This is a genomic window from Bariatricus massiliensis (genome assembly GCF_900086725.1).
GTDB lineage: Bacteria > Bacillota > Clostridia > Lachnospirales > Lachnospiraceae > Allocoprococcus > Allocoprococcus massiliensis.
On sequence record NZ_LT574838.1, the window covers coordinates 1,337,323 to 1,360,209 of the forward strand.

Annotated in this window: 21 protein-coding genes; 6 read left to right on the forward strand and 15 right to left on the reverse strand. The window is 48.0% G+C overall.

Annotation, left to right across the window (positions count from 1 at the left end; all coding sequences use genetic code 11):
- Positions 1 to 2: 2 nt before the first annotated feature.
- The 4 genes from BN6465_RS17975 to BN6465_RS17990 form a co-directional block, all read right to left on the reverse strand.
- Positions 3 to 770 (reverse strand): SDR family oxidoreductase, encoded by a 768-nt coding sequence (locus BN6465_RS17975; RefSeq protein ID WP_066737792.1) that lies wholly within the window; start codon positions 768 to 770, stop codon positions 3 to 5.
- A gap of 71 nt (positions 771 to 841) precedes the next feature.
- On the reverse strand, positions 842 to 1,657 hold the full coding sequence (locus BN6465_RS17980) for a carbohydrate ABC transporter permease (protein ID WP_066737794.1): 816 nt from the start codon (positions 1,655 to 1,657) through the stop codon (positions 842 to 844).
- A gap of 13 nt (positions 1,658 to 1,670) precedes the next feature.
- Positions 1,671 to 2,549 carry a carbohydrate ABC transporter permease gene (locus BN6465_RS17985; RefSeq protein WP_066737797.1) on the reverse strand — a complete coding sequence of 293 codons (879 nt, stop codon included), beginning with the start codon at positions 2,547 to 2,549 and terminating at the stop codon, positions 1,671 to 1,673.
- A 123-nt stretch (positions 2,550 to 2,672) separates the two neighbouring features.
- Positions 2,673 to 4,046: an ABC transporter substrate-binding protein gene (locus BN6465_RS17990; RefSeq protein WP_066737802.1), complete on the reverse strand. Its 1,374-nt coding sequence runs from the start codon at positions 4,044 to 4,046 to the stop codon at positions 2,673 to 2,675.
- A 385-nt stretch (positions 4,047 to 4,431) separates the two neighbouring features.
- On the opposite strand from BN6465_RS17990, the gene BN6465_RS17995 reads away from it, so the two are divergent.
- From BN6465_RS17995 to BN6465_RS18005, 3 genes are read left to right on the forward strand one after another with little or no spacing between them, the layout of a single operon-like run.
- The gene (locus tag BN6465_RS17995) at positions 4,432 to 5,496 is read left to right on the forward strand and encodes an NAD(P)-dependent alcohol dehydrogenase (protein WP_066737804.1); all 1,065 of its coding nucleotides are present in this window, start codon (positions 4,432 to 4,434) and stop codon (positions 5,494 to 5,496) included.
- Between the two features lie 39 nt (positions 5,497 to 5,535).
- Positions 5,536 to 7,035 carry an FGGY-family carbohydrate kinase gene (locus BN6465_RS18000; protein ID WP_066737806.1) on the forward strand — a complete coding sequence of 500 codons (1,500 nt, stop codon included), beginning with the start codon at positions 5,536 to 5,538 and terminating at the stop codon, positions 7,033 to 7,035.
- On the forward strand, positions 7,028 to 7,423 hold the full coding sequence (locus BN6465_RS18005; RefSeq protein WP_227183488.1) for a VOC family protein: 396 nt from the start codon (positions 7,028 to 7,030) through the stop codon (positions 7,421 to 7,423). The genes BN6465_RS18000 and BN6465_RS18005 overlap by 8 nt, the downstream gene beginning before the upstream one ends.
- Before the next feature lie 128 nt (positions 7,424 to 7,551).
- On the opposite strand, the gene BN6465_RS18010 is transcribed toward BN6465_RS18005, so the two are convergent.
- The 9 genes from BN6465_RS18010 to BN6465_RS18050 all read right to left on the reverse strand — a co-directional run bounded on the left by BN6465_RS18010 (position 7,552) and on the right by BN6465_RS18050 (position 18,096).
- Positions 7,552 to 8,799 carry an ROK family protein gene (locus BN6465_RS18010; protein ID WP_066737808.1) on the reverse strand — a complete coding sequence of 416 codons (1,248 nt, stop codon included), beginning with the start codon at positions 8,797 to 8,799 and terminating at the stop codon, positions 7,552 to 7,554.
- A gap of 19 nt (positions 8,800 to 8,818) precedes the next feature.
- Positions 8,819 to 9,484, reverse strand: coding sequence for an HAD family hydrolase (locus tag BN6465_RS18015; protein ID WP_066737810.1), 666 nt, complete (start codon positions 9,482 to 9,484; stop codon positions 8,819 to 8,821).
- 183 nt (positions 9,485 to 9,667) lie between these two features.
- Positions 9,668 to 11,461, reverse strand: coding sequence for an L-fucose isomerase (locus BN6465_RS18020; RefSeq protein WP_066737812.1), 1,794 nt, complete (start codon positions 11,459 to 11,461; stop codon positions 9,668 to 9,670).
- Positions 11,462 to 11,474: 13 nt separating this feature from the next.
- Complete coding sequence (locus BN6465_RS18025) at positions 11,475 to 12,968, reverse strand: rhamnulokinase (protein WP_066737813.1); 1,494 nt, start codon at positions 12,966 to 12,968, stop codon at positions 11,475 to 11,477.
- A gap of 19 nt (positions 12,969 to 12,987) precedes the next feature.
- On the reverse strand, positions 12,988 to 13,749 hold the full coding sequence (locus BN6465_RS18030; RefSeq protein ID WP_066737815.1) for a GolD/DthD family dehydrogenase: 762 nt from the start codon (positions 13,747 to 13,749) through the stop codon (positions 12,988 to 12,990).
- 118 nt (positions 13,750 to 13,867) lie between these two features.
- Positions 13,868 to 14,866, reverse strand: a complete 999-nt coding sequence (locus BN6465_RS18035; RefSeq protein WP_066737819.1) for a sugar ABC transporter substrate-binding protein — start codon at positions 14,864 to 14,866, stop codon at positions 13,868 to 13,870.
- Between the two features lie 67 nt (positions 14,867 to 14,933).
- Complete coding sequence (locus tag BN6465_RS18040) at positions 14,934 to 15,917, reverse strand: ABC transporter permease (RefSeq protein ID WP_066737821.1); 984 nt, start codon at positions 15,915 to 15,917, stop codon at positions 14,934 to 14,936.
- The gene (locus tag BN6465_RS18045; RefSeq protein WP_066737823.1) at positions 15,914 to 17,413 is read right to left on the reverse strand and encodes a sugar ABC transporter ATP-binding protein; all 1,500 of its coding nucleotides are present in this window, start codon (positions 17,411 to 17,413) and stop codon (positions 15,914 to 15,916) included. Before BN6465_RS18045 ends, BN6465_RS18040 begins: the two co-directional genes overlap by 4 nt.
- Before the next feature lie 44 nt (positions 17,414 to 17,457).
- The gene (locus tag BN6465_RS18050) at positions 17,458 to 18,096 is read right to left on the reverse strand and encodes a class II aldolase/adducin family protein (RefSeq protein ID WP_066737824.1); all 639 of its coding nucleotides are present in this window, start codon (positions 18,094 to 18,096) and stop codon (positions 17,458 to 17,460) included.
- A 340-nt stretch (positions 18,097 to 18,436) separates the two neighbouring features.
- On the opposite strand from BN6465_RS18050, the gene BN6465_RS18055 reads away from it, so the two are divergent.
- From BN6465_RS18055 to BN6465_RS18065, 3 genes are all read left to right on the forward strand, one after another.
- Positions 18,437 to 19,201, forward strand: a complete 765-nt coding sequence (locus BN6465_RS18055) for a DeoR/GlpR family DNA-binding transcription regulator (RefSeq protein WP_066737825.1) — start codon at positions 18,437 to 18,439, stop codon at positions 19,199 to 19,201.
- 269 nt (positions 19,202 to 19,470) lie between these two features.
- Complete coding sequence (locus tag BN6465_RS18060; RefSeq protein WP_066737827.1) at positions 19,471 to 19,926, forward strand: transposase; 456 nt, start codon at positions 19,471 to 19,473, stop codon at positions 19,924 to 19,926.
- Between the two features lie 174 nt (positions 19,927 to 20,100).
- Positions 20,101 to 20,859 (forward strand): DeoR/GlpR family DNA-binding transcription regulator, encoded by a 759-nt coding sequence (locus BN6465_RS18065; RefSeq protein ID WP_066737829.1) that lies wholly within the window; start codon positions 20,101 to 20,103, stop codon positions 20,857 to 20,859.
- A 12-nt stretch (positions 20,860 to 20,871) separates the two neighbouring features.
- Here BN6465_RS18065 and BN6465_RS18070 read toward each other — a convergent pair whose 3' ends face one another.
- Both BN6465_RS18070 and BN6465_RS18075 read right to left on the reverse strand, forming a co-directional pair.
- The gene (locus BN6465_RS18070) at positions 20,872 to 21,891 is read right to left on the reverse strand and encodes a sugar ABC transporter substrate-binding protein (protein ID WP_082891776.1); all 1,020 of its coding nucleotides are present in this window, start codon (positions 21,889 to 21,891) and stop codon (positions 20,872 to 20,874) included.
- 23 nt (positions 21,892 to 21,914) lie between these two features.
- Positions 21,915 to 22,877: an ABC transporter permease gene (locus BN6465_RS18075; RefSeq protein WP_066737832.1), complete on the reverse strand. Its 963-nt coding sequence runs from the start codon at positions 22,875 to 22,877 to the stop codon at positions 21,915 to 21,917.
- Positions 22,878 to 22,887: the final 10 nt, after the last annotated feature.

Below are 22,887 nucleotides of genomic sequence, written 5' to 3' on the forward strand. Positions count from 1 at the left end.
CCTTAATAACATGCATATCCGCCGTCGATCTCCAGATTTGCCCCGGTCGTGTAGGAGGCTGCCGGACTTGCCAGATAGAGGATTCCCCCTGCCATCTCCTGCGCTGTCGCCATGCGTTTTGTAGGACACATGGAGAACCAGATATCCTGCCATGCCTTGTTGGTAGTAGCCGGTGTCATGTCTGTACATACATATCCCGGACTGATGCAGTTTACACGGATGCCATGTTTGGCCCACTCGCAGGCAAGAGATTTTGTCAGGTGGATGACCCCGGCCTTCGCCGCATTGTATGCAACCTGCTCCTGCGGATAGTTGACGATGGTTCCAGACATGGATGCCGTATTAATGATAGAACCGCCGGTGCCGTCCTTAATCATAATTCTCCCCACTGCTCTGGCAACAAGGAACACTGCGTCCAAATCAATGGCAATTACTTTTCTCCATTCTTCGAAAGTCATATCCTCACATCTTACACAATAGGCAATCCCTGCGTTGTTGTGCAGTACATGGATCGCTCCTAATTTTTCTTTCGCCTCTGCCACTGCGGCGTTCACTTCATCTTCGACTGTCAAATCAGCCTTGATTCCATAAGCCTCTCTTCCCAGAGCCTGAATCTTCTGGACTGTCTCGGAAGTGTCTATTATGTCGATTATCGCCACATCTGCCCCCGCTTCTGCAAGCGCGATAGCCGATGCCTGCCCGATACCTCTCGCCGCTCCTGTCACAACCGCTTTCTTTCCATCCAGCCTAAAAGAATCTAAAATACTCATAATTAAGTCCCAACCTTTCTTTATTTATATTGATGATGTTGGGGTCAAAACACTCTTTGACCCTGATGTTACTAACCTTTTACAGAGCCTGATGTCAGCCCCTTTACCAATGCCTTCTGTGTGAAGAAGCCCAGAATAATCGGAATGATACAAATCAATGTACCCGTCGCGCACATCTTGCCCCAGAAGTATCCCTGCTGCGTCATATATTTACTCATGTATACGGGCAGCGTAGCGGCCTCTGTATACGTGATAGTCACGGCAAAGAAGAATTCATTCCAAGTTATGATAAATACTAAAAGCGCCGCGGAGAAGATTCCGTTTCTCACAAGCGGAAGCATGATTTTTGAAAATGCCTGCAGCCGGTTGCATCCGTCCAGCTCCGCCGCCTCCACAATTTCCAGCGGGACTTCCTTAAAGAAGTTGGTCACAAGCCAGACCATGAGCGGCACGCCTGCTCCACAATACAAGATGACCAGCGCCAGCGGATTGTCCACAAGACCGATTCTCTGAAAAATCAGATACACCGGGATAATTACCGCTATTGCCGGAAGAAATGTGGTGGATACAAACCAGAAATACACATTGTTCGGGTTTTTAAGCGGTGTAAATACAAGCGCATACCCCGCCGGAACCGCCAACAGAACCGTGAGGATTACCGTTCCCAGCGTAATCATCACCGAGTTGCCCAGATATTGAAAAAAGGTATCCGACAACACCGTCTTATAGTTTTCCAGTGTAGGCGAGAAAATAAATCCCGGAACTACGACATCCACCTCTGCCTTAAAGCTGGAAACAATCATATAAATAATGGGAAAGACCCAGACCAATGCTATTACGACCGCCAGAAGACAGAGAAGTACGTGTTTGATTTTTGCTTTTTTCATATCACTGCCTCCTTTACTCGCTCTTGTTCGTCGCTTTGAAGAACTTCTGCGTCAAAAATAGTGTAATTGCTACTGTAACTACGGCGATTGCCGCCGCCTTGCCTACCGACCAGTCATAGAAGATCGTGCGGTATGTCAGATAGGGCAGATTGGCCGAGCTGACTCCCGGTCCTCCCTGTGTGGTAACGTACACGAGGCCGAATACCTTCAATATATTGATAAGCCCCAGCGTCATTGCCGTTATAATATGGTTCTTTATGATCGGTATATCGATCGACACCAGCCGCCGGAACCCATTTGCCCCGTCAATCTTGGCGCTCTCAATCACATCATCCGGAATATTCTGTAGTCCGGCCATAATAATCAAGAAGAAGAACGGCGTCCATTGCCAGATAATCAGGATGATTACCGTGGCCAGCGAGTGCCTTCCAAAAAAATCAATGGGCTGTATACCGAAAAACTTGCATATGTAATAATTAAGTCCCATGCTCGGATTCAACAGCAATGTCTTCCACACAATACCCACCACGGAATCCATCACGAAATACGGCATTACCAGAAGTGTCCTGAAGAAATATCCTCCCGGGAACTTACGGTTAAATAAAACGCCCAGAAGTATGGCAAGAACCGTACACAGTACGAGACATACTACAATAATTATCAGTGTGTTTTTTAATACAATATAAAAATTCTTAGAGGTAAGAACATCCACGAAGTTCTTAACACCGTTGAACTTGATTCCCAAGTCAGGCCGTTTAACGTTCCACTTTAAAAAGGAAAAAATAATGGTAACGACGAACGGTATCTGCGTGACCGCGGCCACAAAGATGACTGCTGGAAGCAGCACTTTGGTGCTGTGGTCTTTTTTTCCATTTACTTTAGGTTTACTCATTTGGGGTTTCCTCACCAACTTTCCTTGTCTGCCAAACATCTCATATCTTTTGAAACGAAGAGCCGGCTATCCTGCCGGCTCTTGCTGACAAATCATACTCTTAAGCAGATTCTTGTCCTGTGACTAATCTCTGTATCCGCCTTCTTCAGCCGCGTTATCGATTGCTTCCTGAGAAGCTGAGATACATGCGTCCAAATCCTTCTGTCCACTTACAAAGGATGCCAGCTCTGCAGCGATGCTTTCACCCCAAGAAGAATATTCCGGTAAGTTCGGAAGAGAGTTTCCTGTATAAGGTGTATCATTGATCGCCGGATGAATTGCGTCTGCAGATTCAATCGCTACTCTTGTAGTTGCCGCAAAATCACATGCATCCAGATATTCCTGATTTTCATATGTAGAAATTCTTGTCCCGGAAGGTGTAGACGGGAATCCCTTTTCTTCCTGAACCAATTTGACATATTCTTTGCTTGTTGCCCATCTCAAGAAATCAAAAGCTGCGTCCTTATTCTTGGAGCCTGCTGTAATACCGATTCCCCATCCACCGATAGTTCCGGTGTTCTCTTTCTTATCTGTCGGAGCCGTGGCGTATCCTACTTTACCCTTTACAGCGGAATCATCTTTAGCAAATGTTCCTGCAGATACTGTTGCGTCATAGTAGATAGCAGCTTTACCCTGCGCAAATAGATTCAAGCATTCTGTATAACCGCATGTTGTAGGGCTGTCCTCTGCAACAGTGAGAAGCTTCTTATAAAATTCCCATGCCGCTCTTACTTCCGGAGTATCGTATGTGGCATTCCAGTCCTTATCATAATACTGTCCGCCGAAAGCGTTCATGATAGAGCCGAAGATGTACATATTTTCACCATATCCTGCAAGGCCACGGATTGCTATACCGGACACACCGTTTGCTTTGTCATCACATTTTGCCGCTAAATCATAGATTTCTTCCCATGTCGGATTCTCCGGCATCGTCAAGCCCTTTGCTTCAAAGATTTCCTTATTATAGCAAATCATTGTTGATTCTGAGTAGAATGGAAGTGCCGCAAGTCCTTTTGTCTCAGAGGAGCAGGAAGTTCTTACTGACTGGAAAACATCATCCAAATCGTATTTCTTCTGCTCTTCCTCGGAAAGAGCGTCGAACATCGGATCCAGTGCCTCTGTCCATCCATTGTCAAGGTATGTACCCATATCACTTGTTCCCAGTGTAACAAGGTCATACTCTCCTCCTCCAAGTCCTACATCCTGTGTAATCTTGGAACGGATTTCATTTTCAGAAAGAATAGTGAAGGTTACCTTCACTCCCGTCTCTTCTGTATACTTTTTAGATAACTCTTCCATAATGACCATCGCGTCATTGTTCACGCTGGCTACCTTGATTTCTTTTGTTTCTTTTCCGCCTCCGTCTGAATCCCCCGAATCTTTCTTAGAGCCGCAGCCGATCATCATTGTTCCTACCATGGCAACTGCCAGTGCTACGCTTAAAATTTTCTTTTTCATTTTAATTCTCCCTTTCATTAAACTTTTTTCGATAAACTCTTACCAGACGTGTCTACAGTTTTTGTTTTTCCGGAAAACAATTTTTGTTGCCTAAAGTTTATTGTGTGAACTTTTATCGTAAACTTAGCATATCACCTCTTTTTTCATCTGTCAACCCACTTTATCGTCATTTTATACAGTTTTTTATTTTCATTTGTTATATTTTTATCAATAATTCGCTTTATTTTATCAATTTTACCTGTTGCACATGACATTTTAGTGTGCTATTATTTGTTTATCAAATATACTTTGTTGGTTTTCTACAATATATATTCAGTTTTTTTAAGTTTATTTAGAAAACCATTTATCAATTCTATGAATGTTTATATCTGAAAGGAGATTAGTTATGGAGATTCCTAAAAAAATGAAAGCTGCCGTTATGAACACAACGGGAAAGCTTGACTTCGAGATGATCGATGTACCGGAAGTAAAGGATAACTGTGTATTAGTAAAATTAGATTACGTAGGTGTATGCGGCTCAGATTCCCATTTATTTGAACACGGTTTTATCGGAGAGAGCGTTGTGACTGAGCCTATGGTACTCGGGCATGAGCCCGGTGGCGTGGTTGCCGCTGTGGGCAAAAATGTCACTTCGTTGAAGCCGGGAGACCGGGTGGCTGTAGAGCCGGGCGTTCCCTGCTGGGAATGTGATTTTTGCAAACAGGGCAAATATAACCTCTGCCCCAATGTTTATTTTTACGCTTCCCTCCCTGTGACGGAAGGCTGCTTTGCCGAATATATCGCACATCCGGCCAACTTGTGCTACAAGCTGCCTGACAACGTAAGTACTCTGGAGGGCGCTCTCATGGAGCCTCTGGCCGTAGGTTTCCACGCAGCAAGACAGTCCGGTGCCTTTGTAGGTTCTTCCGCCGTTATACTAGGCTCCGGATGTATCGGTCTGGTGACCATGCTTTCTTTATTAAGTATGGGCGTGAAAGATATTACCGTGGTGGACGTGATGCAGAACCGTCTGGATAAAGCGCTGGAACTGGGCGCCGCGCATGTGGTCAACGCATCCGAATGTGACCCGGTAGCCAAGGTAATCGAGCTCACGGGAGGAGGCGCAGACTTTTCCTTCGAGACTGCGGGAAATGCCACGACGCTCTTCCAGATAGCCAAAATGACCAAACGTGGCGGTACCATCACTCTGGTCGGATACACCAGTTCCGGCAAGGCAGAGCTTAACGTCAACTGGATCATTGACAACGAAATGTCCATAAAGACTGTTTTCCGTTACCGCAACCATTATCCTACCATTATTAAGGCCGTCTCTGACGGTATCATCCCTCTGAAAAAGATTGCTTCTGACATTTTTGAATTCAGCGACATCCAGAAGGGTATGGAATATGCGATTCACAATAAAAACGCAGTAACAAAGGCAGTAATCCGAATTAACCCGGACGCCGAGTAGACGTCTTACCACACCCCTTCACGGAAAGGAGCTTAGATCATGTCATATATCGGATTGGACGTAGGCACTTCCGGCTGCAAAGCCGCCGTCGTCAGCACCGCCGGAGAAATCCTTTATTCTGCCGGCCGGGAATATTCCTTCACATCTCCAAAGGCTGGTTATGTAGAGCTTGACCCTGCCGAAGTCTGGCTGGCTGTAAAGGAAGTACTGCGGCAGATAGCCCCTCACGCACAGGACGCGCGCACGATCGCCGTCTCTTCGATTGGGGAATCAATGGCCATTCTGGACAGCGAGGACCACGTGCTCTGCAATGGCATCGTATATCTTGACCAGCGGTGCGTTGATACACTGCCGGAAATTGAAGAAAAAATATCTGCCCACCGGCTTCACAGCATCACGGGCGTCTCGGTAAACCAGATGTTTACACTCAACAAGTTTCTCTGGTACCGCAGGCATATGCCGGAAATATTAGAACACGCAGACAAATACTTTTTATTTGGTGATTATATCACATACATGCTCTCCGGGGTGCGCGCCATCGACCCCGGGAGCGCCTCCCGTACTATGTTTTTTGACGCAGGAACTTTGGAGTGGTCAGAAGAAATAGCAGAGCTCTTCGATATTCCTATTGACCGCTTTTCCAAAGTCACTACGCCGGGCACAGTACTGGGGCCAATCAAGCACGCTCTTGCCGAAGAGCTTGGACTCCCCCGGACCCTCTCAGTTATCATGGGAATCCATGACCAGTGCGCCGCTACCCTTGGCTCCGGTTCTCTTTCTCCCGGCGAAGTGATGATGGGACAGGGTTCCACCGAAAGCATCAACTGTGTGGTTCACAAAGACCATCTAAACGAAATGATTATCGAAAACCAATTATGTTTTGAGCCGTACATCGACAAGGAGCACTATATTATCATTACCGGAAACCTGACCCACGGCTCCAGTATTACATGGTTCGTACGGAATTTTTACGAAACTGGCTCTGACACGTTTTCTTATGAGCAGTTGTATAGAAACTGCCCCGAAAGTGCGGGAAATGTATTCTTTCTCCCCTATCTTTCCAAGGTCAGCCTGATGGACCCTAAGAACCATGCGCTGGGCGGATTTCTCGGGGTAGACGTGACCGTCACCAAACCGCAGATGTTCCGCGCCCTCTTGGAAGGTCTCTGCTACGAGGCCAGAGTGAGCATGGAAATCTTCGGCAAAATAGGGGTGGACATAAAGAAACTCACTGCTTCCGGCGGTGTTTCCAAGGCAGCACTCTATATGCAGATGAAAGCAGACGTCATCGGCTGCCCGATACATATTTTAGAAAACCCGCAGGCTGGCATCATGGGACTCGCCGTTATCAGCGCAGTTTCTGCCGGGGATTATCCCACATACGCCGACGCGGTGCAGGCTTTCGTGAAGACTGGAAAGATCTACACCCCTGCGCACGGCTATGAAAAACAATACCAAAAATACCAGTTGATCAGCCGCAGTATTAAGACGCTGTACGATGAACTGGACGCAGAAGAAAAGGAGGATGCACATGATTAAGAACAGACCCCTTGACCACATTGGTCTGGCTGTTTCCGACGTGGAGGCCGATGCCGTCTGGTATCAGGAAGTACTTGGGCTTTCTGTCAAAGGTAAATTTCAGAATCCCGAAGGCCGCAACGTATATTTTCTTTCCACAGCAGACGGTTCTGTCACCTATGAGATGTATCAGGATGACAGTCTGGCCGCCGGCGCCAAAGGAAAAATCGACCATATCTCTTATGTTTCAAACGATATCGAAGCAGATTATAAATTTTGCGTAAATGCAGGATATGATATCTGTACAGATGGAATCGAAGGAATACCGAATTTCTGGAAGCAGGGCTGTAAATATTTCAAAATCAAAAGCCCTACGGGAGAACAAGTAGAATTCTGTCAGGTGCTGTAACCAGCGCCAAAAATTATGCGGAGAGCTGTTCTCCCCGCATATGAAATATGCTGCCATCATCTCATTATAAAGAACTGCCGCCCCGTCTGATATTACAGGGGCGGCAGTTCTTCCTATTCCCAGCAGCCTCACGGCTGCTTTTTATACACTTCAGTTATAAAATCAATCATCTCATAAGTGCGCAGGTAATGCTTCACCATCGCCAGCCCCGCCCCCACCAAAATTCCATTTTTATCAAAGTCTGAAAACTGGATGTTCAGCGTTTTATAAAGCTCCGGCGGCAAAAAACGCTTCATATAAGCGTACAGCTGACGTTCAAACTTCTTGCTTCGGATAATCTCATCCCCCAGTACGATCACCTCCGGATTGAGAATAAACGTAAGCCCAGTCAGTCCATATGCCAGATAACGCGCAGCGCGCTTCATCACCCATTCCGCCAGATCGTCCCCAGCCTCATAAGCGCTATAGATTTCTTCCAAAGTCGAGTCTTCCGCCAGCACCGTATCCGGATAATCCATCCAGTTCTCCCGCACATTGTCCCTGATAGAGAGTGGCGAGGCATAGTCCTCCCAGATACCGCTGAAATCACTGTTCTTACCGTGCCGTCTAGTCAGGCAGTTGATGCCCATATGCCCCACTTCGCCCGCGATTCCATTGAAACCGCCGAAAACTTCCCCGCGGATAATGATTCCTCCGCCAAATCCGATTCCCCCTACAATACTGAGCAGGGATTCGGGCATACGGTCGCTTTTCTTACCAAGTTTATGCCACTCTGCAAGTGCACTCATATTCGCGTCATGATCGACCCAGATTTCCATATCCGGGAACATCTCCCTGAACGCGCCCTTAATGTCCACTTCACCCAGCACTTCCACATCATCCGCCTTGATATAATAACGGTCTTCCTCGTGCAGGAGCCACCCTAGCGTAGCCACCGAAAGTCCCAGTACTTTCAGGTTATTATCCCGGCTGTATGCAAGCTGCTTGTCCACTTCTTCCTTATACTGTTTCAGAATCTTCTGAATATCGCTATCATCCCGATAGGGCACTTTCACGTAATTGCGGATTTCCCCATGCACATTGCACACGGCAGCCGCCACATAGTCTTTTCTGATACAAAGGATGACCGAGACCACATCATCCATGCAAAGGCTCAGCCCGGCGACCTTCCTTCCGTTACTGGCCGAAATCTGCCCGATATCCTTCACAATCCCCATCTCCAGAAAGTCCCGGATAATATTGGTGATTGTCGCCTTGTTCAATTCTGTAATTCTTACCAAATCCACACGGGATATCTCAGGATGTTCCATCAATGTCTGCAGCACAATACACCGGTTCTTTTTCTGAATGTCAATAATATTCGAACCTAGCTTCATAAATTTTCCCCCAGTTTTTTTATTCTGCCGGCACAGTTGTTTCTATAATATCTATCACCGCTTCAAGCGTATCTGCCTTTGCAAAAATCATACCGCGCAGCTCTTCATCCGGCTGTGTCAAATCAGGCACCATAATAGTACAGCACCCGGCGCCGTGCGCCGCACGCACCCCATTAGGCGAATCCTCCAAAGCGATACAATTCTCCGGCGCCAGCCCCATCTCTGCAGCCGTCTTCAAATAAATATCTGGCGCCGGCTTACTATGCTCCAAATCCTTCCCGGAGCAGAGATAAGAAAAATACGGCGCCGCCCCTATTTTATTCAAAAAAGAACACGCCCGGTTCTTCTCCGTGGCCGTAGCCACACAAGTTATATAATGGTGTTTCTGCAAATATTGAAGTAATTCAAACAGCCCCGGCTTCACTTCTATCTCATGAGACGAAAAATATTCATTGACATATCCTCTATAAAGCGTAAGAACACTCTGATGGTCATAGCCGGCCCCCAAATATTGCTGCATCAAGGGGCCCGCCAAACGTTCGTCGAGGCTCCGCAGCATCAGCGCATGTTCCCGTTTCATCGGGAATCCTAGTTCATTTGCTGCTTTGCACAGATAATAATTATAATGCTTTTCCGTGTCGATCATCAATCCATCCATATCAAATATGACGCCTTTAATTTCCATATTACGCAATTTCCTTTCCAGCATTTTCTTCTGTAGATATCCTCTAGTTGCTAGGGTCATACGATAAAATATTCACATGTAAATTGTATCATATTTCATGTACAAAGGCACGTAATTTATAGGAAAAAACAGACTGTTTCCCGTCTTGGATGTCGTTAAAAGACGTTTCCCGTGGGTTTGACACTACTTATAGAGTGCTCCATAAGCCGCACACGCCCGGTAGTCCTGCGCCTCCTTGTCCATCCCGAAGGCATTCCAACTGGCCGGACGGAAGATGGACTCCTCCGGTACATTGTGCATGCACACCGGTATCCGCAGCATCGAGCACAGCGTGATCATATCCGCGCCCACATGCCCGTAGCTGATGGCCCCATGGTTCGCCCCCCAGTTGTTCATCACGTCGTAGGCGCTCTTGAACGCCCCCTCACCCGTGACTCTTGGCGCGAACCACGTGCACGGCCATGTATAATCCGTACGCTTCCACAGGCTGTCCGACACCTCCTCCGGAAGCTCCACGCTCCAACCTTCCGCCAGCTGCACCACAGGGCCCACTCCCTTCACCAGATTCACGCGCACCATGGTCATGGGCATTCTGGCCCGCGTCTCGAACCGGGAGGAATACCCGCCTCCCCGGAAGTAGCCCAGATCCGCCTCGCACCATGTGGTGGCCTTCAGGCAGGCGTCGATGTCCGTTTCCGTCATCTCCCAGAAGGGCTTCATGCTCCCCCTGCCCCCGGCGTCCCTGGCCGCACCGCTGGCATCCAGGCAGCAGGCCCCGGAGTTGATCAGATGCAGGAAACCGCCCGCTTCTTTCGCCTCCCCTTCCAGTTCATACCCAGTCACTCTCTTCACCGCTTCCCCGGACCAGCAGGTGCGTACATCCGCGAACATCTGGGCCCGGTTCGTCAACAGCTTCAAGAGCAGCATGCCCACCCCGTTCAGGGTGTCGTTCTCCGTGGCAAGGATGTAGGGCTCCCTCGCCCCGTTCCAGTCGAAGGAGCTGTTCAGGATGGCTTCCGGGAAATCCGTGTTGGGCAGGTGGTCCGTCCACTGACGCTGTCCTTGGAAGCCCGCCGCTATGGCGTTATGCCCCAGCTTCTCCTCCCCCCATTCCTCCGGGAGCCTCGGATTCCCGTTCATCAGGTCCTTGATGATGAGGGCACATTTGATGGTGAATTCCCAGTTGTAGTCCTTGGCTTCCCGGTCGTGCTGTACTTCCAGAGGATTCTTGTCCCATCCCTCCGGGCAGCGCTCCTTCACCCACGCCCGCGCCTTCTCATATTCCTTCTCGTCGTAGATGCCCCGCTCTATCCTCCGCAGCACTTCCACCTCGTCCACGGACTCCACCCGCATGCCCAGATATTCCTCGAAGAAATCTGGATCGATGCCGGAGCCGGAGATGCCCATGCAGGCAGCGCCTATCTGCAGATAGGACTTCCCGCGCATGGAGGCTGCGGCCACCGCGGCCCTCGCGAACCGGAGCAGCTTTTCCTGCACATCCGCGGGGATCTCTTCATCATCCGCCTCCTGCACATGCCTTCCATAGATGCCGAAGGCGGGGAGCCCCTTCCTTGCGTGGGCGGCCAGCACTGAGGCCAGATAGACCGCGCCGGGGCGTTCCGTGGCGTTGAGCCCCCAGACTCCCTTGATGGTCATGGGGTCCATGTCCATGGTCTCCGAGCCGTAGCACCAGCAGGGCGTCACGGAGAGGGTAATGTCTACGCCCGCGGTCCTGAACTTCTGGGCACAGGCGGCAGCCTCCGCCACACGGCCGATGGTGGTGTCCGCCACGACGACTTCCACCGTTTCTCCGTCTGTATAGCGGATATGCTCCTCAAAGAGCCTCTTCGCCGCATTGGCCATGGACATGGTCTGTTCTTCCAGTCCGCCCCGCACGTCCAGCAGTCCCTGTCTGGCGTCAATGACCGGGCGGATTCCGATTACGGGATGCCTTCCTATCACTCTCTTCTCTGCCATTTCTTTTTCCTCCTTAAACCGGTTCCAGTCTGCATATCTCGCAGAACCTTATATATTGTTCTTTCCATATCTCTGTGTCTTCAGGGTAATAGTGGGTTTGGGGGAAGGTATTGCGGGAAATTTCCCGAATTTCCTCCTCGGATTCCACTTCTCCCATTCCATAGGCCTGCAGCAGGATATTCCCAGCGCAGGACGCCTCTTTCGCCCCGGTTATCACCTCTGTGTTTGTCACATTGGCTATATATTGGTTCAAAACCGTGACCGCATTGGCCCCTCCTATGATATAGAGTGTATCTACTTGTCTACCGGTAGTCTTTTTCAGTGCCTCCAGCGCATAAGCACATTTAAGCGCCACACTCTCATAGATGATACGCGCGATCTGCCCCACATCCGTCTCCGCAAAGCATCCCTGCCCCGTATCGCTTAGATATTTGACAATTTCCCCCGGCATATCCTGCGGGTTAAAGAATGCATTACATTCCGTGTCCACCACGCCGGCAAATAGTCTGGACTCCACCGCTCTTTCAACGATTTCCGGAAAACTCAAATTCATTCCCATGGCATTCCATTTTCTCCGGCACTCTTGAATCAGCCACATCGCCATCACATTTCTTTTGCAGAGCGTTTTCCCGAAAGCAAGTGCCGTGTTGGATAAATTATATCGGTAGCTCATCTCATTGTCCGCCGGTTCAGGGAGCTCCATGCTTACAAGAAACCATGTACCAGTTGCGATAAAGGCCCAATTTTTCCGTTCATCCACCGGGACCACTACGCTGGCAGACGAAGTATCGTGCACAGCAGGGGCTACAATCTGGAAACGGTTCGTACCACACCAGTCCGCGATAGATTGTTCTACCAGACCGAGTCTGGTTCCCGCAGGAACTACTTTAGGCTGCGCGCTCTTGGGCACGCCAAAAATATCAAAAACCTCATCTTCCCAGCTCCCCTTTCTCATGCTGAACATCTGCGAATAGGAAGCGGCCGAAATCTCCGAGATTGGATTGCCCGACAGCAGATACATCAGGAGATCGCCCAAAAAAAGTATTTTTTTGCCGTCTCCCAGTGCCTCCGGATTTTCCCGCAGCAGGGCTATCAATTGATGAAGTGTTGTATCCTTCAGCTTTCTCTGGGTCGTCAGCTCATACAGCCTGCGGTAGCCAATCTTTTCCTCCACATACTCCATGGTATGCTCTGTCCTCGTATCCCGGTAAAACACCGGAATCCCTTGTACGGCGCCCTGCCCGTCAATGATGCCGAAATCGCTGGCCCACGTGTCGACGCCCAGACTCCGTATCTCGACCCCCGCTCTTCCCAGCTCAGCCAACACCTTCAATATCTGCTCATATATACCGTATACATTGATACATAGATGATTCTGATACATCATTCTCGGTGTCTCGAATCTGCCGACTTCTTGAATATTCAGCGTCCGGTCATGGGTCAGCTCACCTGTATAGATTTTTCCGTTGCTGGAACCTACGTCTACAGCAACATATTTCTCCGCCATATTTCCACCTCTTTAAAAATCAGCACACCGTAAAGCCGCCGTCAACCACAATATTTGCCCCGTTAATCATGGCAGCCGCGTCACTCGCAAGGTAAGTCACCGCCATAGCGATCTCATCCATCTCCGCAAAACGTCCCGCCGGAATCTGCGCCAAATGCGCCGCTCCCCGTTCTCCTACCCAATAGTCTCTGGCCATCGGGGTCATAACTACGGTAGGGGATACCGCATTGCATGTAATTCCATATTTCCCCCACTCTAACGCCAAATCTCTCGCCACCGCAAGCAGGCCGGATTTGCTGGCCGAGTAAGCCACATGTCCATAGAGGGCCACCACCCCCGCCTGAGACGCCATGTTGATGATCCGCCCGCCGTTTCCTGCTTTTATCATCTCTCGTCCCACAATCTGGGATACGAAAAAGGCGCCGCAGAGATTCACATTGATTACGCTCACGAACTCCTGCTCACTGATTTCGTCGGCCGGCGTTCCAGAGCCAAGCCCCGCGATATTGCAGAGGATATCAATTTTCCCTTTTTCCTCAATAATCTGGTCGACCGCTTTTTGTACCTGCTCCGGCTTGGTGATATCAAGGGCGTATGCCACAGCCCCCATCTCCTGTGCCGCTTCCTTTACCGATTCCGCCAAATCAAACAGTACCACATCAGCACCCTTTCTCTTCATCATTTTAGCGGCCGCGTTTCCGATTCCGCTGGCTCCGCCCGTGACAACTGCCACCTTGCCATTCAGGCTCAAATTTTCATCAAATCCTCTATATTCATTCATCTCATTATCCTCCTGTCCAAGCAGACCGCTCGCAAGAACTTTTTGTCCACTTTCAACAACAGGGAGCCGCCGCTGCTTGCCAGCCCGTCTCCCTGCCACATCTCATTATTCTACTGAATTATTTAATCTGCCCATTTTCTGTGTGAACTTTAATCCATTCATCCACATTGCTGGAATCAATCAATTCGCCGTCGACAAGTTTTGTCTCTTTGTCAATTTCCCCTTTAAGCACTCTATCGCAGATATCGAGTGACGCTTCTGCCTGTGCGTAAGCATTCTGTACGCAGGTCGCAGTCAGTTCACCGTCTTTAATAGAAAGGCACGCATCCGCCAGTCCGTCGACGCCGTAGGAAGTCATCTCTCCTTCACGGCCTACAGCCTTCGCAGCCTCAAGTGCGCCGAGAGCCATGGCATCATTCATGGAGATGATAGCGTCAATCTGGTTGTATTTCTGGAGCCAGTCTTCCATAAGAGCCATGCCTTCATCTTTGTACCAGTTGGCAATCTGCTCGTCAAGAATTTCAATGTCAGGCCTTGCTTCAAACAAAGTCTTCTCGAATCCTTCTCTTCTGCCGATAGAATGTACGTTGCCGGAAGGCCCGAGCAGAACGACTACTTTACCATTTTCCGGAATATCTTCCAGTGCTACCGCAGCCGGAATACTTCCCTGCTGGACCGGATCGCAGTCTACGCAGGAGGCGTCCTCAGAACCCTTGTTAGTTCCATTTACCGTACATACCGGAATCCCCTGCTCGATAGTTGCATTGATCGGATCCATCAGCGCCTCCGTGTCAATACTCTGGATAACAACCATGTCGTACCCCTTGGACACCGCATTTTCAAGATTGGAAATCTGGGTTCCCACATCGTTTTTATTGTCGATTATGGTAACTTTGTAATCCGGATAATTATCTGCCAGCTTTTCAAAGGACTGGGCGAGCCATGACGCGTAGGTAGCCGTCATATCGCCAATCAGAACAGCAATCTCCTTCTTGTCTCCGGATGTTTCATCTTTCTTCTCTCCACCTGTCTCCTCTTTTTTGGATGAGCATCCGGCAGCCAGCATACTCACTCCCATGGCCACTACAAGCAGCATGGATAATACTTTCTTTTTCATAACTTTTTTCCTTCCTTTCTCCTTTTGTTTTATCCTAATCCCGCTTCCCTGCAGGAATTAGCTCTGTTTAGTTCTTGTCCTTCTTCTGTGCAGTCACTTCCTGATCGCCTACAATCCGCACGACTCGTTTTCTCTGCTTGGATTGAATGTCGAAGATAACCGCGATAATAATTAAAGTTCCCTTCAATATGTATTGCAAATAAGACTGTATTCCTACGAGATTCATAATGTTATTGAGAATACCGATTACGAAAGAGCCGATCAGTGTTCCCGGCGCCGTTCCGATACCACCGGTAAAGCTGGTTCCTCCGATGATGGTAGCCATCAGCGCATCCGTCTCAAGCCCTGTGCCGGAAGCCGGAAGTCCGGCGTTCAGCCTTGACATCAGCACAACTCCGCCAAGCCCGGCCAGCAGGCCTGAAATGATGTAGGCAGCCATCTTCACTTTCTTTACTTTGATTCCAGAAGCCACGGCCGCATCCTCATTTCCCCCGATAGCATATAGATAGCGCCCGTATTTTGTCTTCTTTAATATAATGAAAGAGATAATTCCAATTACCAGCATGATCACGACCGGTATCGGTATCGGCCCCAGACTTCCCTGCCCAAACACACGGAAGTCACCGATTTTATATACGTTCTGTCCGTTGGTATATAGGAAGATAATACCGTTTGTTATCTGCTGCATGGCCAGCGTAACGATGAAAGGCGGCGCAGAAAACTGTGTCACAGCAATTCCGTTGACCACTCCCACGATTCCGCCGAGGATAATGCCCGTCATCAGCGCGATGAACAGAGAGCCCGTCGCTATGTATACGATACAGGCAAAGGTTCCCGACATGGCCGCGTTTGTTCCCACGGACAAGTCCAGCTGTCCGGCAATAATCAACATCGTTTCACCAAAGGCCAGTATGGTCACGACGCTGATCTGTCTGGAAACATTAATCAGGTTCTGTGCGGTGAAGAAACTGTCATCCAGAAAAGCACAGATGATGACCAGACCCAAAAGTATCAGCACACTGGCATATTTGCTCAAATTTAACTTTTTCACTTATTCGTACCTCCTACTGCATACTTCATGGTGAGCTCCTGCGAGAACTCCTCCCTGTTCAGCTTTCCTGTAATTCTTCCCTTGCACATGACATACATGCGGTCTGTCATCCCCATAAGTTCAGGTATTTCCGAGGATATCATAATAATGGCGCAGCCTAGCTTTGCCAAGTCCTCGATAATCTTATAAATCTCATATTTGGCGCCCACGTCGATTCCCCGGGTAGGCTCATCCAAGATGAGGACTTTGGCGTCCAGCATCAGCCATTTTGCCAGCACCACCTTCTGCTGGTTGCCGCCGCTTAAGTTTTCAATCTTTACACTCAGCCCCGGTGTTTTTACGTTCAGCTTTTTTATCAGTTCTTTTGCTTTTTCCACCTGACGCTTAGAGCCTGCGAACAGTTCTTTACTGACGCAGTTGTCGGAAAGCGTTGCATTGTCCAAGATATCCCGGCAGCCTACTATGCCGTATTTTCTCCGGTCCTCCGACAACATGATGATTCCTTCCCTCATGGCAGTCCCTATATTGCCGAGCTTCAGCTTTTTCCCTGACAGGAACACCTCCCCGCTGGTGATTGGATCCGCTCCGGACAATGCTCTCGCAAGCTCCGTCCTTCCTGCTCCCACCAGACCGGATATCCCGACGATTTCTCCCGCCTTTACGGTCATGTCAATATGTTCAAACATGCCCTCCGAGCACAAGTCCTTTACTTCCAGAACTGTCTCTCCGATAGGCACCGTCTCTTTGGGGTATAGGTTAGAAATCTCACGGCCTACCATTTGGGCTATGAGAGAGTTGTCGTCATAATCGCTAGCGGGCCCTCCCCCTACCACTTCCCCGTCTCTCAGCACCGTGATATCATCCGATATCCGGAAAATCTCATCCATCTTGTGGGAGATATACACGACGCTGATGCCTCTTTTTTTCATGTCCTCAATTTTCCGGAACAGCAATTCTACCTCTTTGGTCGTGATGGCCGAGGTAGGTTCATCCATGATGACCACACTTGCGTTAAAGGAGATAGCCTTGATAATCTCCAGCATCTGAATCTCAGATACCGAAAGATTCTTTATCTTGGTCTGAGGCTCATAATTCAGCCCTTCATTTTTCAAAAGCTCCTTTGTCCTCTGCCGTACTTCTCTCCAGTTCACAAGCCCCTTCATTTTCCCGTTAGGAAACTTCCCCATAAAAATGTTCTCCTCTATGGAAAGCTCCGGTATATAATTCAGCTCTTGGAAAATCATGGCGATGCCTTGCTCTCTGGCATCTATGGGATTCTTTATGACCGTCTCTTTGCCGTCGATGATTATAGATCCCCCGTCCGGCTTGTAGATTCCGTTCAGCACCTTCATCAAGGTAGACTTTCCCGCACCGTTTTCCCCCACCAGAGTATGTACCGTGCCCGGCCTGATTTTGATGGATACGTTATTGAGGGCTCGTACACCCGAAAAGTCTTTCGTTATATTTCGAAGTTCTATCTTGTATTGCGGCTGCATCTTGCTCCCTTCTTTCTTCCTTCTTTCCCTGTATCTGAGTCAGCCTATTTCCACTTGGAAGACCAGATATTTTTAAAATGTTCAATGTCCCCCTCCGGTAAATCTACCTGCTGCCCCAGCATATTTGCAAAAAACAGAGTCTTTGTAATGGCTTCTGCCGCCTCTACCTTGTTCATCGCGTCTGTTACCGTAGGGCCGACAGCCAGAACACCATGGTTTCCTAACAATACGATGTCCGCATGTTCGAACAGCTTGTCCGCTCCTTTTAAGATTTCTTCTGTCCCCGGCTTTCCGTAAGGCACAATCTCAAAGGTATCGAAATTGCCCATCATTTCCGGATACGCCTTCGTTGTAATCGGGATATTGCATATCGCATAAGCAGTCATAAATGTAGGATGGCAATGTACGACTCCGCCAATATTATCCCTTAATTTGTAAGTCGCCATATGCATCGGAAGTTCAGACGTGGGCTTTGCATTTCCACCTATCTGCTTTCCGTCTTCATCGATTACCGCGATCATATCTTCCGTAAGCAGAGCCTTATTCTTAGTCGTCGGTGTAATATAGATAATTCCGTCCCGCTTTGTAGAAATATTTCCTTCAAACGTATTTACCAGATTTTTTTCATCCAGTCTCTTTGCCACTTCCATAACTTCTCTGATTAACTCTTTGTTCACTTTCATTACCTGCCTCTTCCTTTTATTTTGCTCTGTTAGAACTTTCAATTTTGTGCTTATTATAGTTGTTAAATCGAACAGTGTCTATATTTTAAATGTTCAATTTTCTGTTTTTTACAACATTATTTTTCTGTTTTCTAACAATTATAGGTCCTATTTTCGGCAGTTTTAGGTATAATATTGCTTTATTCAACATTTTATTATATAATAATTACATAATTTTACATTTTTAAACAATTTTTGTTCGTTTGTTCATTCTCATGCTTGGCGCATGACATAATCAAACTTATTTCAATCATTTTTAGGAAGGAGAGGCTGCCTTTCTTGGGGCCGCCAACACTTAATTATGAAAACAGAAGCACGTCAGATTCTTATTTATGAACTCATCAAATCACGGGGAGAGGTGACGGTGGCGCTGCTGGCCGAACATTTTTCCGTATCTCCCATGACTATCCGAAGAGATCTGGACGCGTTGGAACATTCCAGCCTGATCCGCCGGGAATACGGCAAAGCAGTCCTGCTCGACGACAGCAAAAAAGAAATGTCCTTCAGTTCCCGGTATCAGGTCAACCATGCCCTCAAACGCCAGATTGCCATGTTGACTATCAAACATATAAAAGATGTGTCCTCCGTGTATATCGACGGAAGCTCCACCGCTTATGAATTCGTCCATGCACTGCCCTCCAGCAAAAGGCTGACTATTTTCACTAACAGCGCTGTCGCCCTTCTGCATCTCAGAGACTGCCCAAATATCAATACCTTTGTAATCGGAGGCTTTCTCGACAAGGACAGCAGCACACTGGATTCCGAGATTTCCGTCAATATCGCCAAAAATATTTTCGTGGACGCCACCATTATTTCCTGCAGCGGGTTTTCCACACAAGGTTTTTTTAATAACGGGATTACAGGTTCACAAATAAAAAAAATTATGTTGGAAAACTCACAACATAATTATTTATTGGCGGATCATACTAAATTCAATACACAGGGAGTTTTTCTTTTAAACACGTGGGATGCGGTGGACACACTGGTATGCGACCGGCCCTTTGACCCAAAAGCTACTAAAATCATCGAAAACCACGGTGTAGAAATCATTACCGGAGCACCTTGATTCGCAAGCGTCTTTATATTTCAGACACTTTAACAGCATTCTCCGCATTTATGCGGAGAATTGCTTTGAATAATATTTTACATTCTAACTTTATCATTTTTCACTTTTCCAGTCAATATTTTTGTACTATATTAACATTTTTTGTTATTTCATAACACTCTTTTCTTTTTTCCACAACACAAACAGTTTGTTTTGTTGTATAATAACATACGCCTCTAATCAGAACTTTCAACAAACTTTAAACATACATATTTTCAGGAGGTAGTATTATGTCACAAAAAACAAATTCCCCGGAAACCATGCTGGCCCAGCTCCTTGTCGAGACTTTTTCTCCCACTTCCATCCAAGATGTCCACCTTATTATGAGACGTCTCTTTTCCGCCGTTCTGGAAAAAATGGCAGAGGATGAGATGAATCGTTTTCTCGCAAATTCTCCCGGAAATTACAGAAACGGAAGCACGGCACGGACAGTCCGCTCTGTCTATGGCGAGCTCTCGCTCTCACTTCCCCGCGATCGTTTTTCACAATTCCACTCCACCATCCTCCCAAGTCACAGGAGGACTCTTCCCGAGATTTCTTCTAAAGTAAAAGGGCTCCACGCACTTGGCTGTTCCCGGCGCCTGACTAGCGCAATCATAAAAGAATTGTATTGCTGCAGCCTTTCCTATCAGGCAGTTTCGGATATTCTGAACGAGGATTCAAAGCAGCCTGTGCAGAACCACTGATCTACGTTCTACGCTAAAAATTCATATCACTCGCTTATGAGGAGGCGGCTTTGCCGCTCTCATTGGCGTGTTATCTTCTTCCACTTTGCAATCACACAGAAAACTTGACAAATATTGGTAATTTTCATAAAAAGACGTTAAAGTCAAAGAGTATATACGAAGGAAGAGAATACTATGGGGAAGAAACAAGAACGTTTAAAGAATATAATCAAATTACTGCAGGATGAACCTAATATTTCAATAAAGAAGCTGGCGCAGGATTTTTCTGTGTCCGAGATGACCATACGTCGGGATTTGGCAGATCTGGAAGCGTCCTCCCTGTTAAGTACAAAGCCATATGTGAACCCGCTGGCTTTATCCGGCGCCTTTTCACCGGACTCTCTCTCCCCTGACACCCTCCCCTCTATTCAAATAGGCAGGCTCGCCTCCACTCTAGTGGAAAATAACGACATCATCATCTCCGATTCCGGTCCTGCCGCCTCCTATATGTGCAGCACCATACAGCCAAATCTGAACGTGACGGTTCTCTGTTACGATTTCAATACGCTAACGGCCCTCCACGGCCGCTCTAATATAACGACAATCTTTGCCGGTGGACGCTGCCACGCATCAGACGGTGTTTTTGAATCTCAGGAGGGAATCGATCTGATAAAGCGCCATCGCGCTTCTAAAGTTTTTTTCACAGCCGAGGGCCTTCATTCTACTTTGGGCGCCACCTGCACCCGCAGCTATCTTGCCGCCTTAAAACGCGCGGCCGCAGAGTGTGCCGGATGTAGAATACTCCTAGCCGATTCCACTGCGTTCGACCGGATTTACCCCGATTTTTTTCTTTCCGTACAGGATATAGATATTCTTATAACAGACAAAACCCCCGCCGAAAACTGGCGGAGGTTATTATCTCAATTGAAAATTCAGGTGATGACGGCTGATTAGAAGATTCGCCCGCTATTTGACCGCGTCATATTCCTCCTGTGTAATAATGCCGATTTCAATATATTTTTCTATATATTCATCTACATTTTCCGGAGTAATCAATATGGTCTCAATCGTCTCTTCTACCTTGTCTTTTTCACCGGTAAGCAGCTGGTATACCGCATCCAGATTTTTCTGTGCTAATTCGGCCGTATCCTGCATTACAGTGGCATCTTGTGTGCCCGCTTTAATGCGGAGCAGTGCATCTGGATTCGCATCGACGCCGTAGTACTGAGTCTCTGCAAAGGTAGGGTCGTCCTTGACTACTTCATAGCAGGCCTTTGCCAAATCGTCGCCTATCGTAAGAACAGCGTCGATTTTTCCATAAGCTTGAACCCAGTCTTCCATCGTCTGCATAAAGGTCGCCTGATCACTTTGGGTACAGATTTTTTCTGCTACCACCTCGCAGTCACTTCTTTCTTTTACAAAGATATCCTTGTACGCCTTCAGTCTGCTCTCTGTGTGCAGATTTCCGGGATTGCACGACATAATCGCAACTTTTCCATTTTGTGGAATCTGTTTGACCGCCAGTTCCGCAATGGCTTTTCCCTGCTCATACGGGTCGGCGTCAATCCACGAAGCACCTTCAATATCCCGGATTCCTGCGTTGGTAGTGATAATTTTCACGCCCGCGTCAGCGGCAGATTTGACATAGGGTGTCTGGGAATCGCTGTCATTGGGCTGTACGATAATTCCGTCATAGCCTGCCGCCACGCCCTGCTCAATAATCTGATTCTCTTTGTCATTGTCGGCTTGAGAGTCCTGAACGTCGAAGTCGAATTTGTCTTTGTATGTCTTCTCCCAGTATTTTTCAAAATCCCCCGCCAGACGCGCCGCAAAAGTATCCGCCTGATTCCGGCTTACATAGAGGACTTTATACTTCCCCTCTTCCTTTTTGCCCGCTCCGTCATCCTTTTTCCCGCAGGCAGCCATGGACACCACCAATGCCGCACACGCTGCTACACTGATTGCTTTTTTCATTTGTTTTCTCATAGTCTCCTCCTTAAATTATTTTTTTATTTTACAGAACCTTTTCTGTTCTTAAAATAGATATCCCAAATAACGGCGCCGCCGATGATAATGCCTCTTACCACCTGCTGTAGATAAGAATCAATTCCCATCAGATTCATAATGTTATTCAGGAATCCCACAATAAATGCGCCGATCACCGTTCCCACAGCGGAGCCCACGCCCCCTGAGAAGCTCGTCCCGCCTACAATCGTCGCAATCATTGCGTCAAACTCATAGCTTACGCCGCCGTTAGGCATGGCGCTGTTGACTCGCGACAAGTAGATTGTAGCAGCGATACCTGTCAAAAGGCCGTTCAACGCGTACACCTGCATTTTCACTGCCTTCACACTGATTCCCGATGCGTTGGCCGCATCTTCATTTCCTCCTACGGCAAAGACCGCTCTCCCGAGCTTTGTTTCCTTTGTCAAATAGACGACCGCCAGAATAATCACGATGGTGATGTATATGCTGTTCGGTATTCCAAATGTGTTCCCCTGCCCTACTTCCTGCAAGTCCGCGCCAAGTCCCGACTGATTCTGCCCCTGTGTGATATAGAGGGCAAGCCCACGGGCCATGAGCTGCATGGCAAGTGTGGCAATAAAGGGAGGAGTGTTAAAACCCGTTACCATAATACCGCTGATCAGGTTACAGACAACCGCCACAGCAATTGCCGCCGCAAAGGCCACCGCCACACTGGGCGCTGCTTTGTATGCGTACAGCGCTATCACACTGGCCAGCGCCAGATTAGAACCTGCCGCAAGGTCAAGACATCCTGCCGATATTAAGAGCATAGCCCCCAAAGCCAATAAAATATTGACAGACTGCTGCTTTGCCACATTCAGCAGGTTGGCCGGCTGAAGAAAGTTCTCATTCGCGAAATTGCATACGATGACCATCACGACCAGTATAATAAATAGACTGTACTTCGATAAATATCTGGAGATATCTATTCTTTTCTTTTTCTCCATGGTAAGCCTC